The organism is Actinomadura sp. 7K507 (genome assembly GCF_004348425.1).
Taxonomy (GTDB): Bacteria; Actinomycetota; Actinomycetes; order Streptosporangiales; family Streptosporangiaceae; genus Spirillospora.
Genome location: NZ_SMKK01000115.1, coordinates 1 through 19,025, shown reverse-complemented (window position 1 = coordinate 19,025; position 19,025 = coordinate 1). Strand labels below are relative to the sequence as shown.

Annotated in this window: 17 protein-coding genes; 10 read left to right on the top strand and 7 right to left on the bottom strand. The window is 71.9% G+C overall.

What is annotated here, in order from left to right; genetic code table 11:
* Positions 1 to 45 precede the first annotated feature (45 nt).
* Together E1285_RS24785 and E1285_RS24780 are read left to right on the top strand one after the other, a co-directional pair.
* Positions 46 to 1,686, top strand: a complete 1,641-nt coding sequence (locus E1285_RS24785; RefSeq protein ID WP_165966745.1) for an AMP-binding protein — start codon at positions 46 to 48, stop codon at positions 1,684 to 1,686.
* Between the two features lie 51 nt (positions 1,687 to 1,737).
* Complete coding sequence (locus E1285_RS24780) at positions 1,738 to 2,439, top strand: GntR family transcriptional regulator (RefSeq protein ID WP_132156043.1); 702 nt, start codon at positions 1,738 to 1,740, stop codon at positions 2,437 to 2,439.
* Between the two features lie 175 nt (positions 2,440 to 2,614).
* Here the strand turns inward: E1285_RS24780 and E1285_RS24775 are convergent, their stop codons facing one another.
* Together E1285_RS24775 and E1285_RS24770 are read right to left on the bottom strand one after the other, a co-directional pair.
* Entirely contained in the window at positions 2,615 to 3,385 is a 771-nt protein-coding gene (locus tag E1285_RS24775) for a glucose 1-dehydrogenase (RefSeq protein ID WP_132156041.1), read from the bottom strand.
* 212 nt (positions 3,386 to 3,597) lie between these two features.
* Positions 3,598 to 5,445, bottom strand: coding sequence for an alkyl sulfatase dimerization domain-containing protein (locus E1285_RS24770; protein WP_132156039.1), 1,848 nt, complete (start codon positions 5,443 to 5,445; stop codon positions 3,598 to 3,600).
* Positions 5,446 to 5,569: 124 nt separating this feature from the next.
* On the opposite strand from E1285_RS24770, the gene E1285_RS24765 reads away from it, so the two are divergent.
* From E1285_RS24765 to E1285_RS24745, 5 genes are all read left to right on the top strand, one after another.
* On the top strand, positions 5,570 to 6,346 hold the full coding sequence (locus E1285_RS24765) for an MBL fold metallo-hydrolase (protein ID WP_132156037.1): 777 nt from the start codon (positions 5,570 to 5,572) through the stop codon (positions 6,344 to 6,346).
* A gap of 136 nt (positions 6,347 to 6,482) precedes the next feature.
* Positions 6,483 to 6,941: a hypothetical protein gene (locus tag E1285_RS24760; RefSeq protein ID WP_132156036.1), complete on the top strand. Its 459-nt coding sequence runs from the start codon at positions 6,483 to 6,485 to the stop codon at positions 6,939 to 6,941.
* Between the two features lie 49 nt (positions 6,942 to 6,990).
* Positions 6,991 to 7,515 carry a hypothetical protein gene (locus tag E1285_RS24755; RefSeq protein WP_132156035.1) on the top strand — a complete coding sequence of 175 codons (525 nt, stop codon included), beginning with the start codon at positions 6,991 to 6,993 and terminating at the stop codon, positions 7,513 to 7,515.
* 119 nt (positions 7,516 to 7,634) lie between these two features.
* A complete protein-coding gene (locus E1285_RS24750; protein WP_132156034.1) occupies positions 7,635 to 8,351 on the top strand; it encodes a thioredoxin domain-containing protein in 717 nt (238 codons plus the stop codon).
* Positions 8,348 to 9,208, top strand: a complete 861-nt coding sequence (locus E1285_RS24745; RefSeq protein ID WP_132156033.1) for a cytochrome c biogenesis CcdA family protein — start codon at positions 8,348 to 8,350, stop codon at positions 9,206 to 9,208. The genes E1285_RS24750 and E1285_RS24745 overlap by 4 nt, the downstream gene beginning before the upstream one ends.
* 166 nt (positions 9,209 to 9,374) lie before the next feature.
* Here the strand turns inward: E1285_RS24745 and E1285_RS24740 are convergent, their stop codons facing one another.
* Both E1285_RS24740 and E1285_RS24735 read right to left on the bottom strand, forming a co-directional pair.
* Entirely contained in the window at positions 9,375 to 10,097 is a 723-nt protein-coding gene (locus tag E1285_RS24740) for a C39 family peptidase (RefSeq protein ID WP_132156032.1), read from the bottom strand.
* Between the two features lie 80 nt (positions 10,098 to 10,177).
* On the bottom strand, positions 10,178 to 11,164 hold the full coding sequence (locus E1285_RS24735; RefSeq protein WP_132156031.1) for an esterase family protein: 987 nt from the start codon (positions 11,162 to 11,164) through the stop codon (positions 10,178 to 10,180).
* Between the two features lie 129 nt (positions 11,165 to 11,293).
* On the opposite strand from E1285_RS24735, the gene E1285_RS24730 reads away from it, so the two are divergent.
* Positions 11,294 to 12,283, top strand: coding sequence for a helix-turn-helix domain-containing protein (locus E1285_RS24730; RefSeq protein ID WP_132156030.1), 990 nt, complete (start codon positions 11,294 to 11,296; stop codon positions 12,281 to 12,283).
* 70 nt (positions 12,284 to 12,353) lie between these two features.
* Here the strand turns inward: E1285_RS24730 and E1285_RS24725 are convergent, their stop codons facing one another.
* Positions 12,354 to 13,358, bottom strand: coding sequence for a nucleoside hydrolase (locus tag E1285_RS24725; RefSeq protein WP_132156029.1), 1,005 nt, complete (start codon positions 13,356 to 13,358; stop codon positions 12,354 to 12,356).
* Between the two features lie 186 nt (positions 13,359 to 13,544).
* A complete protein-coding gene (locus E1285_RS24720; RefSeq protein ID WP_243723023.1) occupies positions 13,545 to 16,211 on the bottom strand; it encodes a LuxR family transcriptional regulator in 2,667 nt (888 codons plus the stop codon).
* 149 nt (positions 16,212 to 16,360) lie between these two features.
* Between E1285_RS24720 and E1285_RS24715 the strand changes: the two genes are divergently transcribed.
* A complete protein-coding gene (locus E1285_RS24715; protein ID WP_132156063.1) occupies positions 16,361 to 17,554 on the top strand; it encodes an MFS transporter in 1,194 nt (397 codons plus the stop codon).
* Positions 17,554 to 17,964, top strand: a complete 411-nt coding sequence (locus E1285_RS24710; RefSeq protein WP_132156028.1) for a Dabb family protein — start codon at positions 17,554 to 17,556, stop codon at positions 17,962 to 17,964. Before E1285_RS24715 ends, E1285_RS24710 begins: the two co-directional genes overlap by 1 nt.
* Before the next feature lie 188 nt (positions 17,965 to 18,152).
* On the opposite strand, the gene E1285_RS24705 is transcribed toward E1285_RS24710, so the two are convergent.
* Entirely contained in the window at positions 18,153 to 18,521 is a 369-nt protein-coding gene (locus E1285_RS24705; protein WP_132156026.1) for a nuclear transport factor 2 family protein, read from the bottom strand.
* Positions 18,522 to 19,025 lie beyond the last annotated feature (504 nt).

Below are 19,025 nucleotides of genomic sequence, written 5' to 3'. Positions count from 1 at the left end.
TGCAACAATGAGCCTCGTCATGGGGAAACGTCAAGGGATGAGGCGATGAACGATCCAGATCGCACACAATTTGGCCCCAGCGGCTACGAGCTGATCAACGAGCCGACCCTGCCGGCGCTGGTCTCGGAGTGGGCTCAGGTCAGTCCTGAGCGCGGTTTCCTGGACCCCGTCGGCGGGGCCCCGAGGACATTCGGACAGGTGCACGAGGCCGGGAACCGGTGGGCCTCGGCGCATGCCGGCGCGGGAGTCGCCCGCGAGGATCTGGTGCTGAGCATGCTCCGTCCCGGAAGTGTCGCGGTCGAGCATTGGCTGGGCGCAGCACGGGCAGGGGCGATCGACGTCGGGGTCAACACCGACCTCATCGGTACGGCGTTGCACTACGTGCTACGCGACACCGGCGCCCGGGTCGCCGTCCTGGAGCCGGACTACCTCGATCGGTTCGCGGCACTGCCCGACCTGGCGGAACTGGCCCTCATCGTGGTCGCGGGGGACGTGCCGCCAGAGGCCGCTTCCCTCCCATGTTCCGTGGTCACCATGGAGGCGCACCTCGCGGCGGCCGACGCGGACGCAGCGCCGGCGGAGCAGCCCGCACGCCACGACATCGCCTGCATCATCTACACCTCGGGAACGACAGGCTCCCCCAAGGGAGTGATGATGCCGTGGGGCCAGTTCTCGGCACTCCTGCCCGAGCAGTGGCAGAGCGGCGCGGAGCACGAGGCCCAGTACGTGCCGTTCCCCTTCTACCACGTGGCCGGGCGCATGACGATCCACCTGATGGCCCGCCTCGGTGGCCGCGCGGTACTTCGTCAGCAGTTCAGCCTCAGTGCCTTCTGGGACGACATCCAACGCCACAACTGCACGATGGTGCTGCTGGCGGGGGCGATCCCCCAGATGCTTCTGGGTGCGAAACGACCCGAGCACGCCGACAACCCGCTACGGCGAGTGATCATGGCCCCGGTCATCGAGGCGCACGAGGAGTTCACGTCCGCGTTCGGAGCCGACATCGTCACCGGCTACAACATGACCGAGACGAGCCTCCCCTTCTATCAGCCCGACGGCGTGAAGGACTGGCGGTCCTGCGGGCGGCTGCGCGACGGCTTCCCCTACTACGAGGTCCGTCTCGTCGACGAGAACGACCAGGAGGTTCCCACCGGGCAGGTCGGCGAACTCATGGTCCGGACCGGCGTCCCGTGGACCCTCAACGCCGGCTACTTCGGCAAGCCCGAGGCCACCGTGCGGGCATGGCGGAACGGCTGGTTCCACACAGGGGACGCGTTCCGCCGCGACGGCGAGGGCCGCTACTACTTCGTGGACCGGATGACCGACAGCATCCGGCGTCGCGGCGAGAACATCTCCTCCGCGGACATCGAAGCGGCCGCCCTCAATGTCGAGCCGGTGGTCGAGTGTGCGGCCATTGGCGTTCCCTCGCCCTTGGGCGAACAGGACATCAAGATCGTGGTCCGCCTGCGGCAGGGGGCCGGTCTGACAGAGGCCGAGCTGCTCGACGGGCTGAGTCGGGCACTCCCCCGCTTCATGGTTCCCCGGTACGCCGAGTGCGTCCCGGACTTTCCTCGCACCGAGGCCACCCATCGCATCCGTAAGACTGCGCTTCGAGCGAACTGGCAAAATGGGCGAGTGTGGGACGGTGAGTGTGGTGACTGGCTCCCGGAGGCTCCCGCAAGCTGAACAGATAAGATCACTGGTCGTGGCGGCAGGTGCCCCGGAGGTGCTGGAACCATGACCGGAATCAAGGGCAACGGGCTCCTCGCGTACGAGCGGATCCGCCAGCAGATCATCGAGGGTAACTATCTGCCCGGCTCGCGCCTGGTCGAACAGCGCCTCGGGGTCGAGCTCGGCCTTTCCCGGACACCGGTACGGGAGGCTTTGCGACGGCTAGAGGCCGAAGGGCTGGTCCGCAGCGAACCCAACCGCGGCGCCGTCGTCCGCTCCGTGACCTACGGCGAGGTCCGCGACATTTACGGCCTCCGTGCTCAATTGGAGTCTTACGGTGCCGGCCTGGCCGCCGAGAACGCCACCCGTGAGGACTTGGAACGCATCGACGGAGGCATCGAGCTCTTCGGGAGCCTGATCCATCAACTGTCCGGGGAGTCCTTGGACAGCGTACGCGCCGTCCACGACGCGAACGAGGAGATTCACGCGGCGATCGTCGCGAGTGCTCACCACCAGCGGCTCGGATATCTGCTGGCCCGCACGGTCGACGTGCCTTTGGTGTTCCAGTCGTTCCGCCATTTCGACCTGGCCAGGAGCCGGCGTTCGCACCTGTTCCACCAGATGATCCGCGACGCGATCGCCGCCGGCGACCCGATCAGGGCCGCCAACCTCATGACCGAGCACATTATGCAAGGGCGGGACGTGCTGCTGGCGCAATTGCAGAAGAATGAGGGGGCGGCTCCGAAGTTCTTCGACACCGGCAACTGATCGGAGTCATCCCGCCAGGGTCGGGACGTCCGTACGGACGCCCCGCCCCCGTGGTTTCACCGATGCGTCAGCCTCATGCTCACGCCCTCACCCAGCTCGGTGATCTCCCGGCGAAGGCCTCATCACCGCGGTCTTCGCCGACCGCATGGACGCCGATGCCGGTGTGGGCGCGCGGTCAGCGTGGGACCAGTCCCCCATCGGCGATGAGGACCTGGCCGGTGACGAAACTCGATGCGTCGGAGGCCAGGAACAGCGCCGGGCCGACCATTTCGTCAGGGTCGGCCATGCGCTGCTGGAGCGCGGCCTGTTCCATGGCGGTCTGGAACTCGGGCGGGTTGTTGCGGACCATGTCGGTGTCCACCGTGCCCGGGGCCAGGGCGTTGACGCGGATGCCGCGGGAGGCGAACTCGGCGGCCATGGAGCGGGTGTAGGCCATCATCGACGCCTTGGACGCGGCGTACATCGACACATAGGGCGAGAACATGAACGCGCCCGCGGAGATGACGTTGACGACCGACGCGCACGGGCTCTCGGTGAGATGGTCGAGTGCTCGCTGCACCAGGAAGACGGGTCCGCGGACGTTGACCTCCTGGGATTTGGCGAACGCCTCGGGGGTGAGGGAGCCGAGCGGCTGGGCGAGGGGGTTGGCGGCGTTGTTGACGAGGATGTCCAACCTGCCGAAGGTGTCGATGGTTCGCGTCACCAGGTTGTCGAGTGAGTCCAGGTCGCCCAGGTGCGTCGGGACGCCGAGTGCCGATCCGCCCATCGCCTTCAGGTGCGCCTCGGTCTCGGTGCAGGCCTCGGGTTTGCGGCTGGCCACGACGACGCTCGCGCCCGCGGCCACGAAACCTTCCGCCATCGCGCGCCCGATACCTCGCGTGCCTCCGGTGACGATCGCCACCCTCCCCGACAGGTCGAACAGCGACCGCAGGCGTTCAGCGTCCATGACGACCTCTCTGGCAGCGGACCAGGTCACTCGAGGTACCGCTCCGTGAACCGGCACAGCGTTGATCGCCCACTGCGGACGGTCCCCTCTCCTGCGCGGAAACGGCGGCCCCAAGATCGACCGCATTGTGCAGAGACTTTGTATCAATTCCACGGAGCCGCCGCATTATCGGGTCGGACCGTGGGCGGCTCGGCGCGCTCCGGGTGTCTCCGTCAGGGGGTGACGATGTCGAAGTCGCGGTCCACGTCGTCGAGCAGGCCGATCAGTGTGGTGAACGTCCGGGGGTCGCCGTCGGCGTGGACGCCGTCGAGGGTCTGGGCGGTGATCACGCGGAGCAGTTGCGGTTTGGTCAGGGTCAGGGTGAGGTCGGCCGGTGTTCCGTCGTGGGCGCGGGTCTGGGTGAGGACGCCGTTGGCGAGGCTGAGCCTGACCTCTTCCTTGAGGTCGGTGAAGTTCCAGTCGATGGTCAGGCGGGTGTCCCAGGCACGGGGGCCGTTGAGGCGGATGGCGAGGGAGTCGAAGACCTGCTCGACGCTCAGGGCCATGGCGACGTCCGGGGAGGAGGTGTCGAGGGTGTTGGTGGGTTTGTCACCGCGGAGTTCGGCGGCGCCTTGGAGGTAGAAGTTGCGCCAGGTGCCGTTCTCGCTGCCGTGGCCGAGAGTGTCGTAGACCTGGGCGAGGAGTTCGCGGGCCTCAGTGTCGTCCGGGTCGGCGAAGACGACGTAGTTGAGGACCTGCGCGGCCCAGCGCGTCTCGCCGGCCTCGAAGGCGGCTCTGGCCTTGGGCAGGACGGTCTGGGCGCCGCCCATGTACTCCACGTGCTTTCTGGCGGACTCTTCTGGGGGCAGTTCCCACAGGTGGGCGGGGTTGCCGTCGAACCATCCCATGTAGCGCTGGTAGATGGCCTTGACGTTGTGGGAGACCGAGCCGTAGTAGCCGCGGGTGTGCCATGCCCGTTCCAGGGCGGGTGGCAGTCGCATCAGCTCGGCGATCTCGGTGCCGGTGTGGCCCTGGTTGAGCATCCGCAGCGTCTGGTCGTGCAGGTAGGCGTACAGGTCCCGCTGCTGCGCCAGGAAGGTGGTCAGCTCCCGCGTGCCCCACGTCGGCCAGTGATGCGAGGCGAACAGCACGTCGGAATCGGCGGCGAACAACTCGATCGCCTCGGTGAGGTAGCGGGCCCAGACGCGCGGGTCGCGGACGAGCGCACCGCGCAGGGTCAGGACGTTGTGCAGATTGTGGGTGGCGTTCTCGGCCATGCACAGCACGCGCCGGTCGGGAAGGTGGAAGTTCATCTCCGCGGGCGCTTCGGTGCCCGGCGTCAGCTGGAACACGATCCGGACGCCGTCGATCACCTCTTCCTGCCCCGTCTCGCCGACCGTCAGGGTCGGCTCGATCAGCGAGATCGTCCCGGTCGAGGTCGTCGGCCCGAGGCCGGCGCCGATCTGCCCGGTGGCGTCCCTGGGCAGCTCCGCGCCGTACATGAAGATCGCCCGCCGGTTCATGGCGGTTCCGGCGTAGACGTTCTCGGAGACGGCGTGCTCCAGGAACCCGGCCGGGGCGATGACGGGGGTGTCGGCGCCGTCGGGCACCACCCCGCGGACGCCGCCGAAGTGGTCGGCGTGCGAGTGGCTGTAGAGGACCGCGCTCACCGGGCGGTCGCCGCGGTGCTCGCGGTAGAGCGACAGCGCGGCCGCCGCGCATTCGGTGGACAGCAGGGGGTCGACGACGATGACACCGCGGTCGCCCTCGATGAAGGAGATGTTCGACAGGTCGAATCCGCGGACCTGGTAGACGCCGTCGGCGACCTGGTAGAGGCCGTGCTTGGCGGCCAGCTGCGACTGCCGCCACAGGCTCGGGTTCGCCGTGCCCGGGCACGGCGCGTCGAGGAAGTCGTAGGCGTCCAGGTCCCACACGACCCGGCCCGCCGCGTCCTTGATCTTCGTTTGCGCGGCCGTACCGACGAACCCCTTGTCGGTGTTCTCGAAATCGGCCCGGTCCTCGAACGGCGGGAGAGCGTCCACGGTTACCCCTCGAAGTGCGTACCGGCAGCACCCGGTCATTTCCCCGGACGGGACCAGCACAGCCCCACAGAAGAGCCAAGAGACCATCAACCTCCGCGCGCCGCGAGGTGAGCACGTACCGTCAGCATGGATACGTGAACTTCTATCCGTGAGGTGTTCGTCCATGGCTGCCGACACGACCAGCGAGCAGATCCCCATCCGCGTCTTCGGCGGGCCGACCGCCCTCATCGAGTACGGCGGGCTGCGGTTCCTCGTCGACCCCACCTTCGACGCTCCCGGGGACTACCCACTGCCCGGCGGCCTGACCCTGACCAAGACCGCGCCCTCGACCGCCTCCCCAGAGGACCTCGGCCGCATCGACGTGGTCCTGCTCTCCCACGACCAGCACCCCGACAACCTCGATCATTCCGGCAGGGCCCTGCTGGGCGACGTCCCCCTCGTCCTCACCGCCCCCAGCGGCGCGGGCCGCCTCGGCGGCACCGCCCAAGCGCTCGCCACCTGGCATTCCATCGATCTGGACCGCCCCGGCGGCGGCACCGTGACCGTGACCGGCGCTCCCGCCCTGCACGGCCCGGAGGACGCCTCCGACGTCGAGGCGATCACCGGGGAGGTCGTCGGCTTCATCCTGACCTCGGCCGACCTGCCCACGGTCTACGTCAGCGGCGACAACGCCTCGCTCACCCTGGTCGGACAGATCGCCGAACGGTACGGCCCGGTCGACACCGCCGTCCTTTTCGCCGGAGCTCCCCGACTGCCGATCTTCGACGGCGCGCCACTGGTCCTCGACAGCGCCCAGGCGGCCGAGGCCGCCACGATCCTCGGCACGCGCCGGGTGGTCCCCGTCCACTGCGACAGCTGGGCCCACTTCACCGAAAGCCGGCAGGACCTGGTGACCGCGTTCACCACCGCCGGACTGGCCGACCGCCTCCAGTTGGACTGAACGCGCCGGCCGCCATCACGCGGGTGACGAGCAGCCACATCGGATCCCTGGATGACTTGGGAGGTCCTGAAGCGACCTATAGTGAGCCGACGAATCCTCATTGCGAGCAGGAAGGTCGCCTGGTATGCCGTCCGTGGTGCGCACGAGACCCGCGTGGTCTCGGCCGTGCCTGGTGGTGGCGCTGCTGGTCGTCCTTCTGACCGTGGGCTGTCTCATGCAGCTCGGCAAGAGCACCTCGGCTTTCCGGTCCGTCACCGCCTCCGCCGGGGCCGCGTCGGCCACGGCAGCGGTCGACGGACGGGCGGAGCAGGGAGCGCCGGCCATCACGGTCGAAGCCGGTACCGCCGGCCACCTGGCGTCCGATCGGCCGGAGGAGTCCGGTGCGGGATCGGGCAAGGGCCAGTGCGGCAAGAAGACGGTGGCCGAGGCGCCTTCGTTCGCGCCCGCCGCCCAGCCGCTGCCGGTTCCGGCGGTCATGGTCCCGGTCGCGCTCGCCGTGAGCGCGGCGCCGCCGGGTGCGGCCGTTGCGGGAGAGCGTCCCGGTCCCGCGCCGCCGTCGCCCGACCTCGCCGGACTCTGCGTTCTGCGGATCTAGAGGCCCCGTTCATCCGGGCCATCAGATCCGACCGAACGGAGTCCATCCGATGATTCTCCTTCGCCCGTCCGTACGGGCGTCCGTACGGGCGTCCGCCGGCGTGTGCGCCAAGGCGGGCCGTGCGCTGGCCGGCTGGCCGGGCCGCCGCTGGGGAGTGGCCCTGGCCGGGGCCGCCGGGACCGCACTGGTGGTGGGAACGCCCACCGACGTCATCCCCAACCCGCTGTTCGGCCGTTCCGTACCGGTGCAGTGGTGGAACTACCCCGTACTGGCCATCACGGCCGCCCTGGCCGGGCTGGTCCTGGCCACCTACATCGGCCGGCCGGCCGCCGCGGACCCGCGTGCGGGGCGGCGCCTGGGACCGCTCGGCAGCGTGCTGTCGTTCTTCGCGATCGGGTGCCCGGTGTGCAACAAGGCGGTGCTCCTGCTGCTGGGCACATCCGGTGCGCTGACGATCTGGGCCCCGCTGCAGCCGGTCGTGGCGCTGCTGTCGATCGCGCTGCTCGCCGCGGCCGCGGCGCGGCGCCTCGCCGGTGAGATCGACTGCCCGGCCAGCGTGCCCGGTTCCTCCTGAACCGTCCCCAATGCCATCCGCGCCGCGCGGTTGATCCGCTGTGCCGTTCCGCGCCGCCGCCCCCTCCCCGGCGGCCTGTGCGGTCGGCTGCGCGCATTCCTTGGAAAGGCCTTTTCGCGATGTCAGCATCACCCAAGACCCGCTCCCGCCGTTCCCTCACCATCGCAGGCGTTCTGCTGGCCGTTGCCCTGCTCCTCGGCCTGGCCGCCTCCATGGGCACCCGGAACGGCGGAGAACCGGCTACCGCAGGATCGCCGTCGGCCGCGCCGTCGCGGTCCGCGGCCGACGGGCCGGACCTGGTCCGGCGCAAGGCCGGCGATCCGTTCGCGCTCGGCCGCACCGACGCCCCGGTGGTCATGATCGAGTACAGCGACTTCCAGTGCCCCTTCTGCGGCCGCTTCGCCCGCGAGACCAAGCCCCAGCTGATCCAGAAGTACGTCGACACCGGCGTGCTGCGGATCGAGTGGCGCAACTTCCCGATATTCGGGGACGAGTCGAAGACCGCGGCACAGGCGTCCTACGCCGCGGGGCGGCAGGACCGCTTCTGGGCGTTCCACGACCGGTTGTACGCCGAACCCCGGCGCCGCAACTCCGGCGACTTCGCCGCCAAGCACCTGATCGCCTGGGCACGCGAAGCGGGCGTCCCCGACCTGGACCGCTTCCGCGCCGACATGAAGAGCACCGAGGCCGAGGACGCCATGATCGAGGACCAGGTCGAGGGCTACCGGGTCGGCGCCGCCAGCACTCCCGCGTTCCTGGTCAACGGCCGGCCGATCCTCGGCGCCCAACCGTTCGAGGTGTTCGCCAAGGCCATCGAGGAGGCCCGCGGACGATGAGCATCGGCTACCTCGCCGCCCTCCTGGGCGGCGTCCTCACCCTGTTCAGCCCGTGCAGCGCGCTGCTGCTCCCGGCGTTCTTCGCCTACTCGTTCACCGAGCGCACCCGGCTCGTCGCCCGCACGGCCGTCTTCTACCTCGGGCTCTGCGCGACCCTCGTCCCGCTGGGCGCCGCCGGAGCGCTGGCCGGCCGGCTCTTCTACGGTCACCGCGACCTGCTGATCGGCATCGGCGGCTGGACGATCATCGCGCTCGGCGTCGCCCAGATCGCCGGCCTGGGGTTCGGCTCCACACGGCTCCAGGGGCTCGCCGCCCGGCGCGGCCGGGCCGGGTCCGCCCTGTCGGTCGGGCTGCTGGGTGCCGTCTACGGGCTGTCGGGCTTCTGCGCGGGGCCGCTGCTCGGCGGCATCCTCACCGTTTCGGCGGTCGGCTCCAGCCCGCTGTACGGGGCGTCGCTGCTGGCGGTGTACGCGCTGGGCATGGCCGTCCCGCTGTTCGTCCTGGCCCTGCTGTGGGACCGCTACGACCTGGGCCGCCGCCGCGCGCTGCGCGGCCGGCCGGTGAAGCTCGGGCCGCTGAGGGTGCATTCCACGTCCCTGGTCGGCGGGCTCTTCTTCATCGTCCTGGGAGCGGTGTTCCTGGCCTTCGACGGCACCTCGGCGCTTCCCGGCCTCCTGGCCCCCGACGCCGAGTTCGCCATGGAGGAGTCGGTCTCCCGCATCGGCACCGCAGTACCCGACGGCCGGTTCCTGGGCGCCCTGGCGGCCGTGGCAGCGGCCGCCGCCGTCGCGTTCCTGTGGCGTGGCCTGCGGGAAGACCAGCGACCGCGGAACCCCGAACGGTCCGACACCGGCTGAAGACGTCCGAGGAGGCCAGGAGGCTGGGAGGCTGGGGACCAGCTCGGGGGCCGGGCGCGTCCGGCGTGGCCACCGGCGTGCCGTCGGCCCCACGGGATACGGGCCGGTTCGACCGCTGACCCGGCCGCCACGCCGCCCGCTCGGCGGCCGGCGGTGGCCCGCCAGGTCAGGCCGCGTAGCCCTTCGGCGGGATCAGCGAAGCGAGCTGGTCGAACGAGAGCCAGTAGATCTGGTAGCCCCCGAACGAGGCGGGGTCGGCGATCAGGACGGTGCGCTGCACATCGTCGTAGCCGATCACGGTGAAGTAGTGGTAGATCGTCTGGCCCGGCGGGTAGCCGGGCGGCTGGTTGCCGGGCGGGGCCACGATGTTCGCGACGATCGGATAGTCGTTGTCGATGTCGAGCACGACGTCCCGCCACAGCAGGTCGCGCTGCGCCTGCGTGGGCGGATCGTCGGGCATCCCCTTGGTCTCGTACCAGCCTGTGCCGAGCCGGGCGTTGAGCACCCCCGTCACCTGGCTGATGTGGTCCGTGCCGTTCTGCGTGGTGCCGAGCTCGGCGGCCAGGGCGGCCTGGCTCGGCGGCGCGATGCGCGCTGAGAGGGCGATGCGGGTGGCCGCCGGCCCGCACCAGTAGCCGGTCTCCTGGACCTGGTAGTCGATCTCCAGCGTGCGGACGGCGCTCGTCCGCGCGGGCTCGATGTGCAGCCGGGTGCCCGGCTCGTTCTGGCCGGCGACCAGGGCCGTTCCGGCGGTGGTGGCGTGGCCGGCGACGACCACCGGGGCGGGAGGCGGGGGCTCCTGCGCCGCGGCCGGTCCGGCCAGGACGGCGGCGGCGGTGAGGGTGGCGACGGCGGTGACGGTGGCGGTACCGATGAGTTTCCTGCGCATCGGGGCTCCTGGAACGATCGTCGTGAGGTCGTCACGAGAAGGGCGGGGGGACAGGGGCCGGGACTTCCGGGATCGGCCGGTCACGCCTTGCGGAGCCGTCCGATGACGCCGTCGAGGTCGCGGCGGAACATGCCCTCGCGGAGGACGTGGCCGCCGGGCTCCTCGTGCCATTCGTGCGGGATCCCGGCGTCGCCGAGGCGGGCGCGGAACTCCCGCTGGCCGGCGAGCACCTGGGTCTCCTGGACGTAGTCGGCCCAGTTCACCGGGTCGGGGCTGGTCCCGGCGACCAGGAAGATCCGCTTGTTGTGGTAGCTGGGGACGCGCTGCACGGGGTTGTCGGCGGTGACCCTGGCCTCGTCCCACAGCGGCGCCCCGTACACGGTGCCGCCCGCGAGGTCGATGGCCGCGGAGCTGACGTTCGCCCAGTGCACGACGAGGCCCGCGTCGCGGCGCAGGCTCGCGGGACCGGAGTGGGAGCTGACGGAGGCGAAGTGGCCGTAGTACTTCGCCGCGTACTTCAGCGCGCCGAAGCCGCCCATGGAGAACCCGGAGACGGCGCGTCCGTCGTACTCGGCGTAGGTGCGGAAGTTCGCGTCGATCCAGGGCAGGAGCTGGGCGATGTGGAACGTCTCCCAGTCGCGCGGGCCCACGTTGGAGGAGACGGGGTTGCTGTACCAGCCGGCGTGCCCGCCGTCGGGCATGACGATGATGATGGGCTTGCCGGCGGTGATGGGCCGGATGCCCCATCGGTCGAAGGCGATGAAGTCCTGGCCGAGGCCGCCGCCGTGGAACAGGTACAGGACGGGGTAGCGCCGCCCGCCCGAGTAGTCGCTGGGAAGGAGGACGTTGACCCCGGGGTTCCACCCGATCGCGTCGGTGGCGAAGCGGTAGTACTTCATGCGCGGGTCGCGCTCGTCGCGTTCGACGATCCGCAGGCCGAACCCGTCACCGGCCGCGCGGGCGGCGGTGGCGGACCCGATGACGCCCGCGCCGCCGAGCGCGGCCGCGGCGGTCACGCCGCCGGCGGTCTTCAGCACTCGCCGGCGGGAGATGTTCGACTGGCTCACCCGAACCTCCTGGTGGGGATTCTCGCTTCGGGACGCAGCGAATCGTAAGAGCCCGGCGAGCGGAACGCGGCGGAGGTGTTCGGGCCCAGTCGAAATCCCCTCGTGACCGCCGCGATTTAACCTCGGGCAATGGGCGGCGTCCTGCGCATCCACTTCAGCGACCGCGATTTCCGGCACGTGCAGCTCGCGAGGTCCGCCGATCCGGTCTGGGAGGCGTTCCTCGGACTCCACGTCCTCTCCACCCCCCTGGCCCGGCTCCCCCGGCGGCTGCACCCGTGGCGGCGCCGGGCGGTGGAACGGCTCGGGGACGGCGACCTGCGCGCGGCGTCCCGGCTGCTCCGGGACCTGGCGCCCGCCGACGCCGCCTACTTCCCCGACTTCCTGACCCCCGCCGAGTCGGAGGAGGGGATGGCGGCCGCCCTGCAGGCGCTGCGCGCCACGCCCGGCGCCCGGCTGGCCCGCGAACTGCGCGAGGCGGCCCGGTACCGGACGCTCCCCGGCTGGACCCGGCGGCTCGCCGCGGGCGACCGCGCCCTGCTCGACCAGGTCGCGGACGCCGTCCGGCACTTCCACACCCGGCTGATCGCACCGGACTGGAGCGAGGTCGCGGCCACCGTCGCCACCGACTGGGAGTGGCGGATGGAGACGCTGGAGGGCGGCACGGTGGCGATGCTGGAGACGCTGTCTCCGTTCGCGTGGCGGGACCCGGTGCTCACCGCGCCGTACCCGGTGAACGCCGACCTGCGTCTGAGGGGACGCGGCGTCCGGCTGATCCCGTCCTTCTTCTGCCACACCACGCCGATCGCCATCGCCGACCCCAGCCTCCCGCCGGTCGTGGTCTACCCGATCCGCGGCGGGCCGCAGGAGTCCGGAACCGCCGCCCGCCGCGCGGACGCGCTCGCCGCCCTGCTGGGCACCGGCCGGGCCCGGGTGCTCGGGGCCCTGACCGGCACGTTCACGACGGGGTCCGTCGCCGTCCGGCTGGGCATGCCCGCGTCCACGGTGAGCGGTCACCTGAAGGTGCTCCGGGACGCGGGCCTGGTCCACAGCGAACGGGACGGCGCCCACGTCATGCACCGCCTGACCAGCCGCGGCCGGCACCTCCTCGGACCACCCTGAGCATCCGGAACGGGGGCACGCCCCATGCCCGCGCCCTCATGGCCGACGAGTTCCGACCGGGCCGGAGCGGTTATCGCCGCCCGTTGAGGATGTTGAGGAAACGTTGTTCGAACGCCGCTCCGTCGGCGGCGACACCGTAGGTGATCGGGCGGCCCGTCCGGGAGAGGAAGGTGCGTCCGGCCGCCGGGCCGTCGGGGACGACGTCGACGCGGCCTCTGGTGACCTGGAGGACCTCGGGGTGGACGGCGCTCATCGCGGCCAGCGGATCCCACCAGAACAGCAGGCCGTCGGCGATCAGCGGCTGGACGGCCGGGTGCGTGAAGGCCTCGAACACGACGTCGGCCGCCGGCGTTCGGTGATCCTCTCGGAGCCGGTCGACGAACTCCTGGGTGATGGGCACGTCATTGGTGGCGTTGAGCGGCACCAGGCGCACCGGCCGGGGATTCCGCCTGATGAAGGTGCGTGAGGCGGCCGGATCGATCCAGTAGTTGAACTCCTGCGTGCCGTCGAATTCCGGCGGAGTGCCACAGCAGAGATTTCCCGGCACGTCGATGGCGCCGCCCATCGACGTGACCCGGCCGGCCGCTTCGGGAAGCGCGGCCGCCACATTGCTCAATGGCCCGGTGGCGATGATCTGCGCCGAGGGCTCCCGCCTCAGCACGCGCCGGATCAGCTTCGGAGCGCGCACCCGCGACGGCGTTTCCGTAGCGGTGCATCCCGTGGTCAGCGACGTGACCACCGTGTCGACGGTCTGCAGGATCTCGTCCGGGAACCTGTTCGGTGCGGTGTCGGAGCCATCGGCCACCGGGACGCCGCGCAACCCGAGCCGTTCCACCAGGCAGCGGGCGTTGCGGATCGCCCGGCCCGGCAGTCCCCCGCCGTTGTTGACGACCGTCACCGCGCGCAGCTCGATCCGGCCCCGCCGGTGTTCCTGGGCGAGGTAGGCCAGCGCCGCCGCGTCGTCGTAGTCCATATCCGTGTCGAAAATGATCACAGGGGGCCGGTCGTCTGCGTGTGCGCTCATCGGGACCAGCAGCGGCAATGCCAGGAGAACGGCGCCCAGCATCCTTTTCATGAATCTCTCCTCATCCGTCCGGCGAGGTGATCGTTCAGAGAAACGCGCGCGGGTGAAATCCGACTGCCGCGGCCGGCTACAGGATCCCTTGGGGCGCTCTGGACGGGCATCGCCGCTGTGCCGTATTCGGCAGTACGCACTCCCGCGTACTCCGCGTTCGGCCGTTCCCGCCGGCCCGGCCGCGTCCTAGCGGTTGCCGTGCAGGGCGGGGAGGTCGCGGAGCTGGCGGCGGGAGGTGATGCCGAGCTTGCGGAAGATGTTCCGGAGGTGGGCGTCGACGGTGCGGGGGCTGATGAACAGGCGCGTGGCGACTTCCTTGGAGGTGGCGCCGTCCGCGACCAGCCGGGCGATGTGGGCTTCCTGCCTGGTCAGTGCGTCGGCGGCGCCGGGGGTGAAGGGGCGCACCTGTTCGCCGGTGGCGCGGAGCTCGTTCGCGGCGCGGCCGGCGAACGATTCCATGCCGATCCCGGTGAAGCGCTCGTGGGCGGTGCGCAGGTGGTCGCGGGCGTCGCGGCGCCGCCCGTCGCGGCGGAGCCGCTCGCCGAACAGCAGGTGCGCCCTGGCCAGGTACGGGGCGACGGCTCCGTCCGCGAGGTGTTCGACGGCCGAGAGGTAGTCGTCCTCGGAGCCGGTGACGAGGGCCCGGGCGTAGGCACCGACGCCCAGGGCCCAGGGGGTACCGCTGCTCTGGGTGCGTTCGGTGAGGGCGGCCAGCGCCGCCTTCGCGTCGCCGTCCCGGCCGCAGCGGACCGCGGCCTCGACCAGTTCCGGCAGGGCGAGGGCGGCGACCAGCAGGTCGCCGTGGCGGGTCGCCTCCTTGGCGGCGGCCAGGGCCGCGGGGTAGTCGGCGAGCGCGTTGTTCAGGACGGCCGTCGCCCAGTCGGCGTTGGCGATCGTCTGGCCGGTGCCGCTCGCGGTCGCCTTGGCCGTGAACGACGCGATCACTTCGCGCGCCTCGGCCGGGCGGCCGCGCAGGGCGGCGAGGTGCAGCTGGGCGTAGGCCAGCGGTGCCACGCCGACGGCGTCGGCCACCGCCTCCTCCTCGGCGATGGCCGCGGCGGCGGCGCGGAAGTCGCCGCGGTGCACGGCGTTCGCGGCCGCCATGCCGAGCCCGAGGCGCTGCGCGATGAGCGAGCCCGACTCGCGCGCGGAGGCGAGCACCCAGTCGGTGATCCCGTCGTGCGCGTCGGCGTCCCAGAACTCGACGGCGAGCATCCCCGCCAGCGCCGGCCGCGCGCTCCACACCGGGTGCGAGGCGAGGACCTCGCGGATGGGGCCCGCGGCCGCGCGGTGGCCCTCGGCCGTCAGCAGCACCAGGGCGTCCAGCAGGTCCGGCGGCCCCGGCGCCCGCGGCGCGGTGCGCGCCGCGTCGACCACCATGTCCATCACGCCGTTCGCCCGCCCGACGACCAGGGCCATCTCGACGGCGTCGAGAACGCAGTCGCGCGCCCGGCGCGGGTCGGACCCGGCGAGCCACTCCGCCGCGCGCAGCATGAACCCCGGGCCGTCCCCGTCGCAGTGCCGCACGAACGCGATCTGCCCGCGCAGCAGCTCCACCCGCGCCTTCGTGACGTGGTCGTCGGCGACGACCCTGGTGAGCAGGTCGGCCGCCGTGTCGACGGCGCCCGCGTCGAGGTGGGCCCGTGCCGCGGCGAGGGTCCGCTCGGTGCGCCGCGCGGGATCGAGCGACAGCGCCGCGGCGCGTTCGTAGAAGGCGCCGGCCGCCGCCACCCCGCCGCGCGCCTTCGCCCGGCCGGCGGAGCGGTCCAGCTCCGCGGCGACCGCGTCGTCCGGGCCGGTGCCCGCCTGGGCGCGGTGCCAGACCCGCCGGTCCGGGTCGGTCACTGGATCGGTGGCCTCGGCGAGCGCCCGGTGCGCCGCGTGGCGGTCCTCGACGCGGGCCGCCTGGTAGACCGCCGAGCGGGCCAGCGGGTGGCAGAACCGCACGCGGGGGCCCAGCTCGGCCAGCCCGGACGCCTCGGCGAGCCCGCCGGCCTCCGCGGCGATGCCGAACCGCCGGGCGGCGTCCCACAGGAGCGCGGGATCGCCGGTCGGGTCGGCGCTCGCCACGGTCAGCAGCAGCCGCGCCTCGCGCGGCAGGGCGGAGAGGCGGTCCTGGAAGCTGCGCTCCACGCGGTTCGGCACCGAGGACGTGTCGGGCAGCGCGAAGCCGCCCGCGCCGGGCAGTTCCAGCAGGGCCAGCGGGTTGCCCCTGGCCTCGGCCAGGACGCGCCCGCGCACGGTCTCGTCCAGGGCGGCGCGCGTGCCGGCCAGCAGGCGGCGCGCGTCGTCGTCGGTCAGCCCCGCCACGTCGATGGCGGGCAGCGCGTCGAACCCGTGCCGCGCGGCCAGCACGATCGCGATCGGCTCGGCCGCGATCCGGCGGGCGAGGAAGGTCAGCACCCGCATCGAGGCGTCGTCGAGCCATTGCGCGTCGTCCACGAGGCAGAGGAGGGGACCCTCGCCCGCCGCCGAGGCCAGCAGCTCCAGGGCCGCCAGGCCGACGCGGAACACCTCCGGGGTGCCATCGGCCAGCCCGAACGCCATGTCCAGCGCCGCGCGGTGCGGCTCGGGCAGGTCGCCGAGGCCGCCCAGCGCGGGAACGCACAGCTGGTGCAGGGCCGCGAACGGCAGCTCGGACTCGAACTCGGACCCGGACGCCTCGATGACCTGGAAGCCGTCCGCCGAGCGCCGCACCCGGTCGAGCAGGGCGCTCTTGCCGATCCCCGCCTCGCCGCGCAGAACCAGCGCCTCGCCCTGGCCGGCGCGGGCGTCCGCGAGCAGCCCGTCCAGCCGGCGGATCTCGGCCGTCCTGCCGACCAGCGCCCGCGTCATCGGGACCGATTCCTCCACGCGGGCAAAGCTACGCGATCGCCGGGTTCGCCTACCCCGCGTTCTAGGCAACCGTCGCCGACGCGAGCGCCGCCCCGCCGGTGCGAATCTCGACGCGTTCCCGGACGAGGCCCCGACCGGCCATGAGGACGAAAGGCGAGCCGATACCGATGGTCCCGCGGCACCCGGACGCCCCGCCCCCAGGGCCCGTGGCGCGGGCGACGGTGCTCGCCGCGGCCACCCTGACGATCATGGCGGCGGCGCTGATCGCCCCGAGCCTGCCCGCGATGGAGCAGGCCTACGCCGGGGCCCCCGGCGCGGACGTCCTGGTCCGGCTGACGCTGACCGTCACCTCGCTGGCGATCGCCGTCAGCGCGCCCGCCGCGGGCCTGGTCGCCGACCGCTGCGGCCGCCGCCCGGTGCTCGTGAGCGGCCTCGTGCTCTACACCGCGGCCGGGACCGCCGCGCTGTACGTCGGTGACCTGCGCCTGCTGCTGGTCACCCGCGCGCTGCTCGGCGTCGCGGTCGGCGGGATCATGACCGCGATCGGCGCGATGATCACCGACTGGTTCGACGGGCAGCGCCGCGCCCGGTACCTGGGGCTGCAGCAGGCGTTCGCGAGCGCCGGCGGCATCGTGTTCCTCCCGCTGGCGGGACTGCTCGCCGAGCTGGACTACCGGGCGCCCGCCTGGACGTACGCCGCCGCCATCGTCATCGTGCCGTTCGCGGTCCTGGCCGTCCCCGAGTCGCGCAAGGCGCGAGGTCCCGCCCCACCCGTGGTTCGCGGGCGGCGGGTTCCCGCGGGCGTCCTGCCCGTCTACGCCCTGGCCCTCGCCGCTACGCTCATGTTCTTCCTCGCGCCGACCCAGCTGCCGTTCCTGCTGGACGACTTCGGCGTCGGGCCCGCCATGACCGGTCTGGTGATCGCGGGCAGCACGCTGGCCGGCACCGTGGGGGCCCTGGCCTTCCCCGCGCTGCGCAGGCGGCTCGGCGGCCCGCTGATCAGCACCGCCAGCGTGGCGCTGCTCAGCGTGGGCTGGCTCGTCATCGGCGGGGCCGGCTCGACCGCCCTGGTCGTGACCGGCCTGGTCGTGGGCGGCGCCGGCGTGGGCCTCGCGGTGCCCAACCTGAACCTGCGGCTCACCGAACTCGCGCCGCCCGAGCGGCGCGGCGGGGTGCTCAGCGGACTCGTCACCGCGGTTTTCCTCGGACAGTTCCTGTCCCCGCTGGCCGCCCAACCCCTGATCGAGGTCTCCGGCGTCGCCGGGGCCTTCACCTGGACCGGGTTCGCGGGCGCGGCGGCCGTCATCGCCGCCGTCCCGCTCCTGGTCCGGCCATCCCATCGAGTGAAGGAAGAGATCTGATGATCTACCACACCGTCCGCATGACCCTCCGGGACGGCATGCCGTCCGACAAGGTCGAGGAGGCCCTCGAAAGCCTGCGCAACCAGGGCCGGGTCATCCCCTCGGTCGTCTCGTTCGTGGTCGGCCCCGACATCGGGGGCGAGTACACGTGGGGCGCCACCTACGTCATCGAGGACCTCGACGGCTACTGGGAGTACCTCAAGCACCCCGCCCACCGCCGCACCGACGAGATCGGGCTCCCGCTGGTCGACAAGTTCGTCTCCTTCGACGTCACCGACGACGCGGACCCGCGGATCGCCGAGAAGATCGGCGCGCTGCACCGGCGCCGCTACGAGGAGGACCCGGCCCTCGCCAAGCTCGTGTCCGACCTGAACTCCTACACCGGCAGCAGCGCCCCGGAGCACACGTAGGCCGACGGCTGAGCCCACCGGCGCCAGGGCACCAGCCCCCGCGGCCCGATCGCGGGCGGTGCCCTGGCAGCCCGGACCATGAAGGCCGAGGTGGGCGGCATGATGTACGCGGTCTTCGCCGCCGCCGGGACGCCGGGGAGGGCCAGGATCGGCGCATGACGCGGGCCGCCCGCCGTCGAAGTCCCCGGTCAGCGGTGTTCGTTCTCCTTCAGTTCGATGACCCAGGCACGGCGCTCGGCGATCTTGCCATCGCGCATGACGAACACCTCCGCCATGGACATGCGCATCTCGCCGCCCGCGGCTCGCTGCACGGTCCCGGCGAGTTCCGCCATGACGACGTCGTCCTGCTCGACCGTGCGCACGACCTCCAGGCGGGGAGGGGCGATCAGCTCGGGCGGGCCGTCGATGGCCTTGTCGTAGGCGTCCTTGCCGGTCAGACGGAAGGCGCCGAAGACGGTCCACTCGATGTCGTCGGTCAGGCACGACAGGATCTGCTCGTGATCGTTCTTACGGAAACCGTCCAGGTAGGTGTTGACGGTCTCGATGTTGCGCGACATGTCTGCTCCTTCGGTTGCCGTACATAGGGCGTCACCGTGCAACCCGGTGGTGCCCCTGTAGGTGATCGGAGCGCGCAGAGCGTTCTCGACATCACACCGACGCCCAAAAACCGGCACCCGTGCCCGACGCGGACGCCATTGATCCTTGTCAATCTCGCGGTTGGAGGGGGTGAGCCTCTTCCATGGACCAGGTGCCTCGGCCCCCGGTGACCCGCTGCGGAACAGGACGCGTCCCGGTGGCCCCAGGTAGCGCACGACGGCGGCGTGGTCGCCCGTGATGGAGCCCTGTGGAGGTACCGAGGGCTACCGCCGCCGGCAAGCCGTGTCAACGGCCTCCGGCCAGAACGGCCTGCTACGGCCACCGGAGGCCGACCAGGTCAAACAGCAACGCAGAGTGACGCGGAACCCACCGAGCCCACCGGGCCGCTGAGGGCCCGGCTCGCCCGCACCGCATGGCGGCTGCTCGACGACCGGGGGGTTCGGCCTGGTCAGAGGGGGTATGGG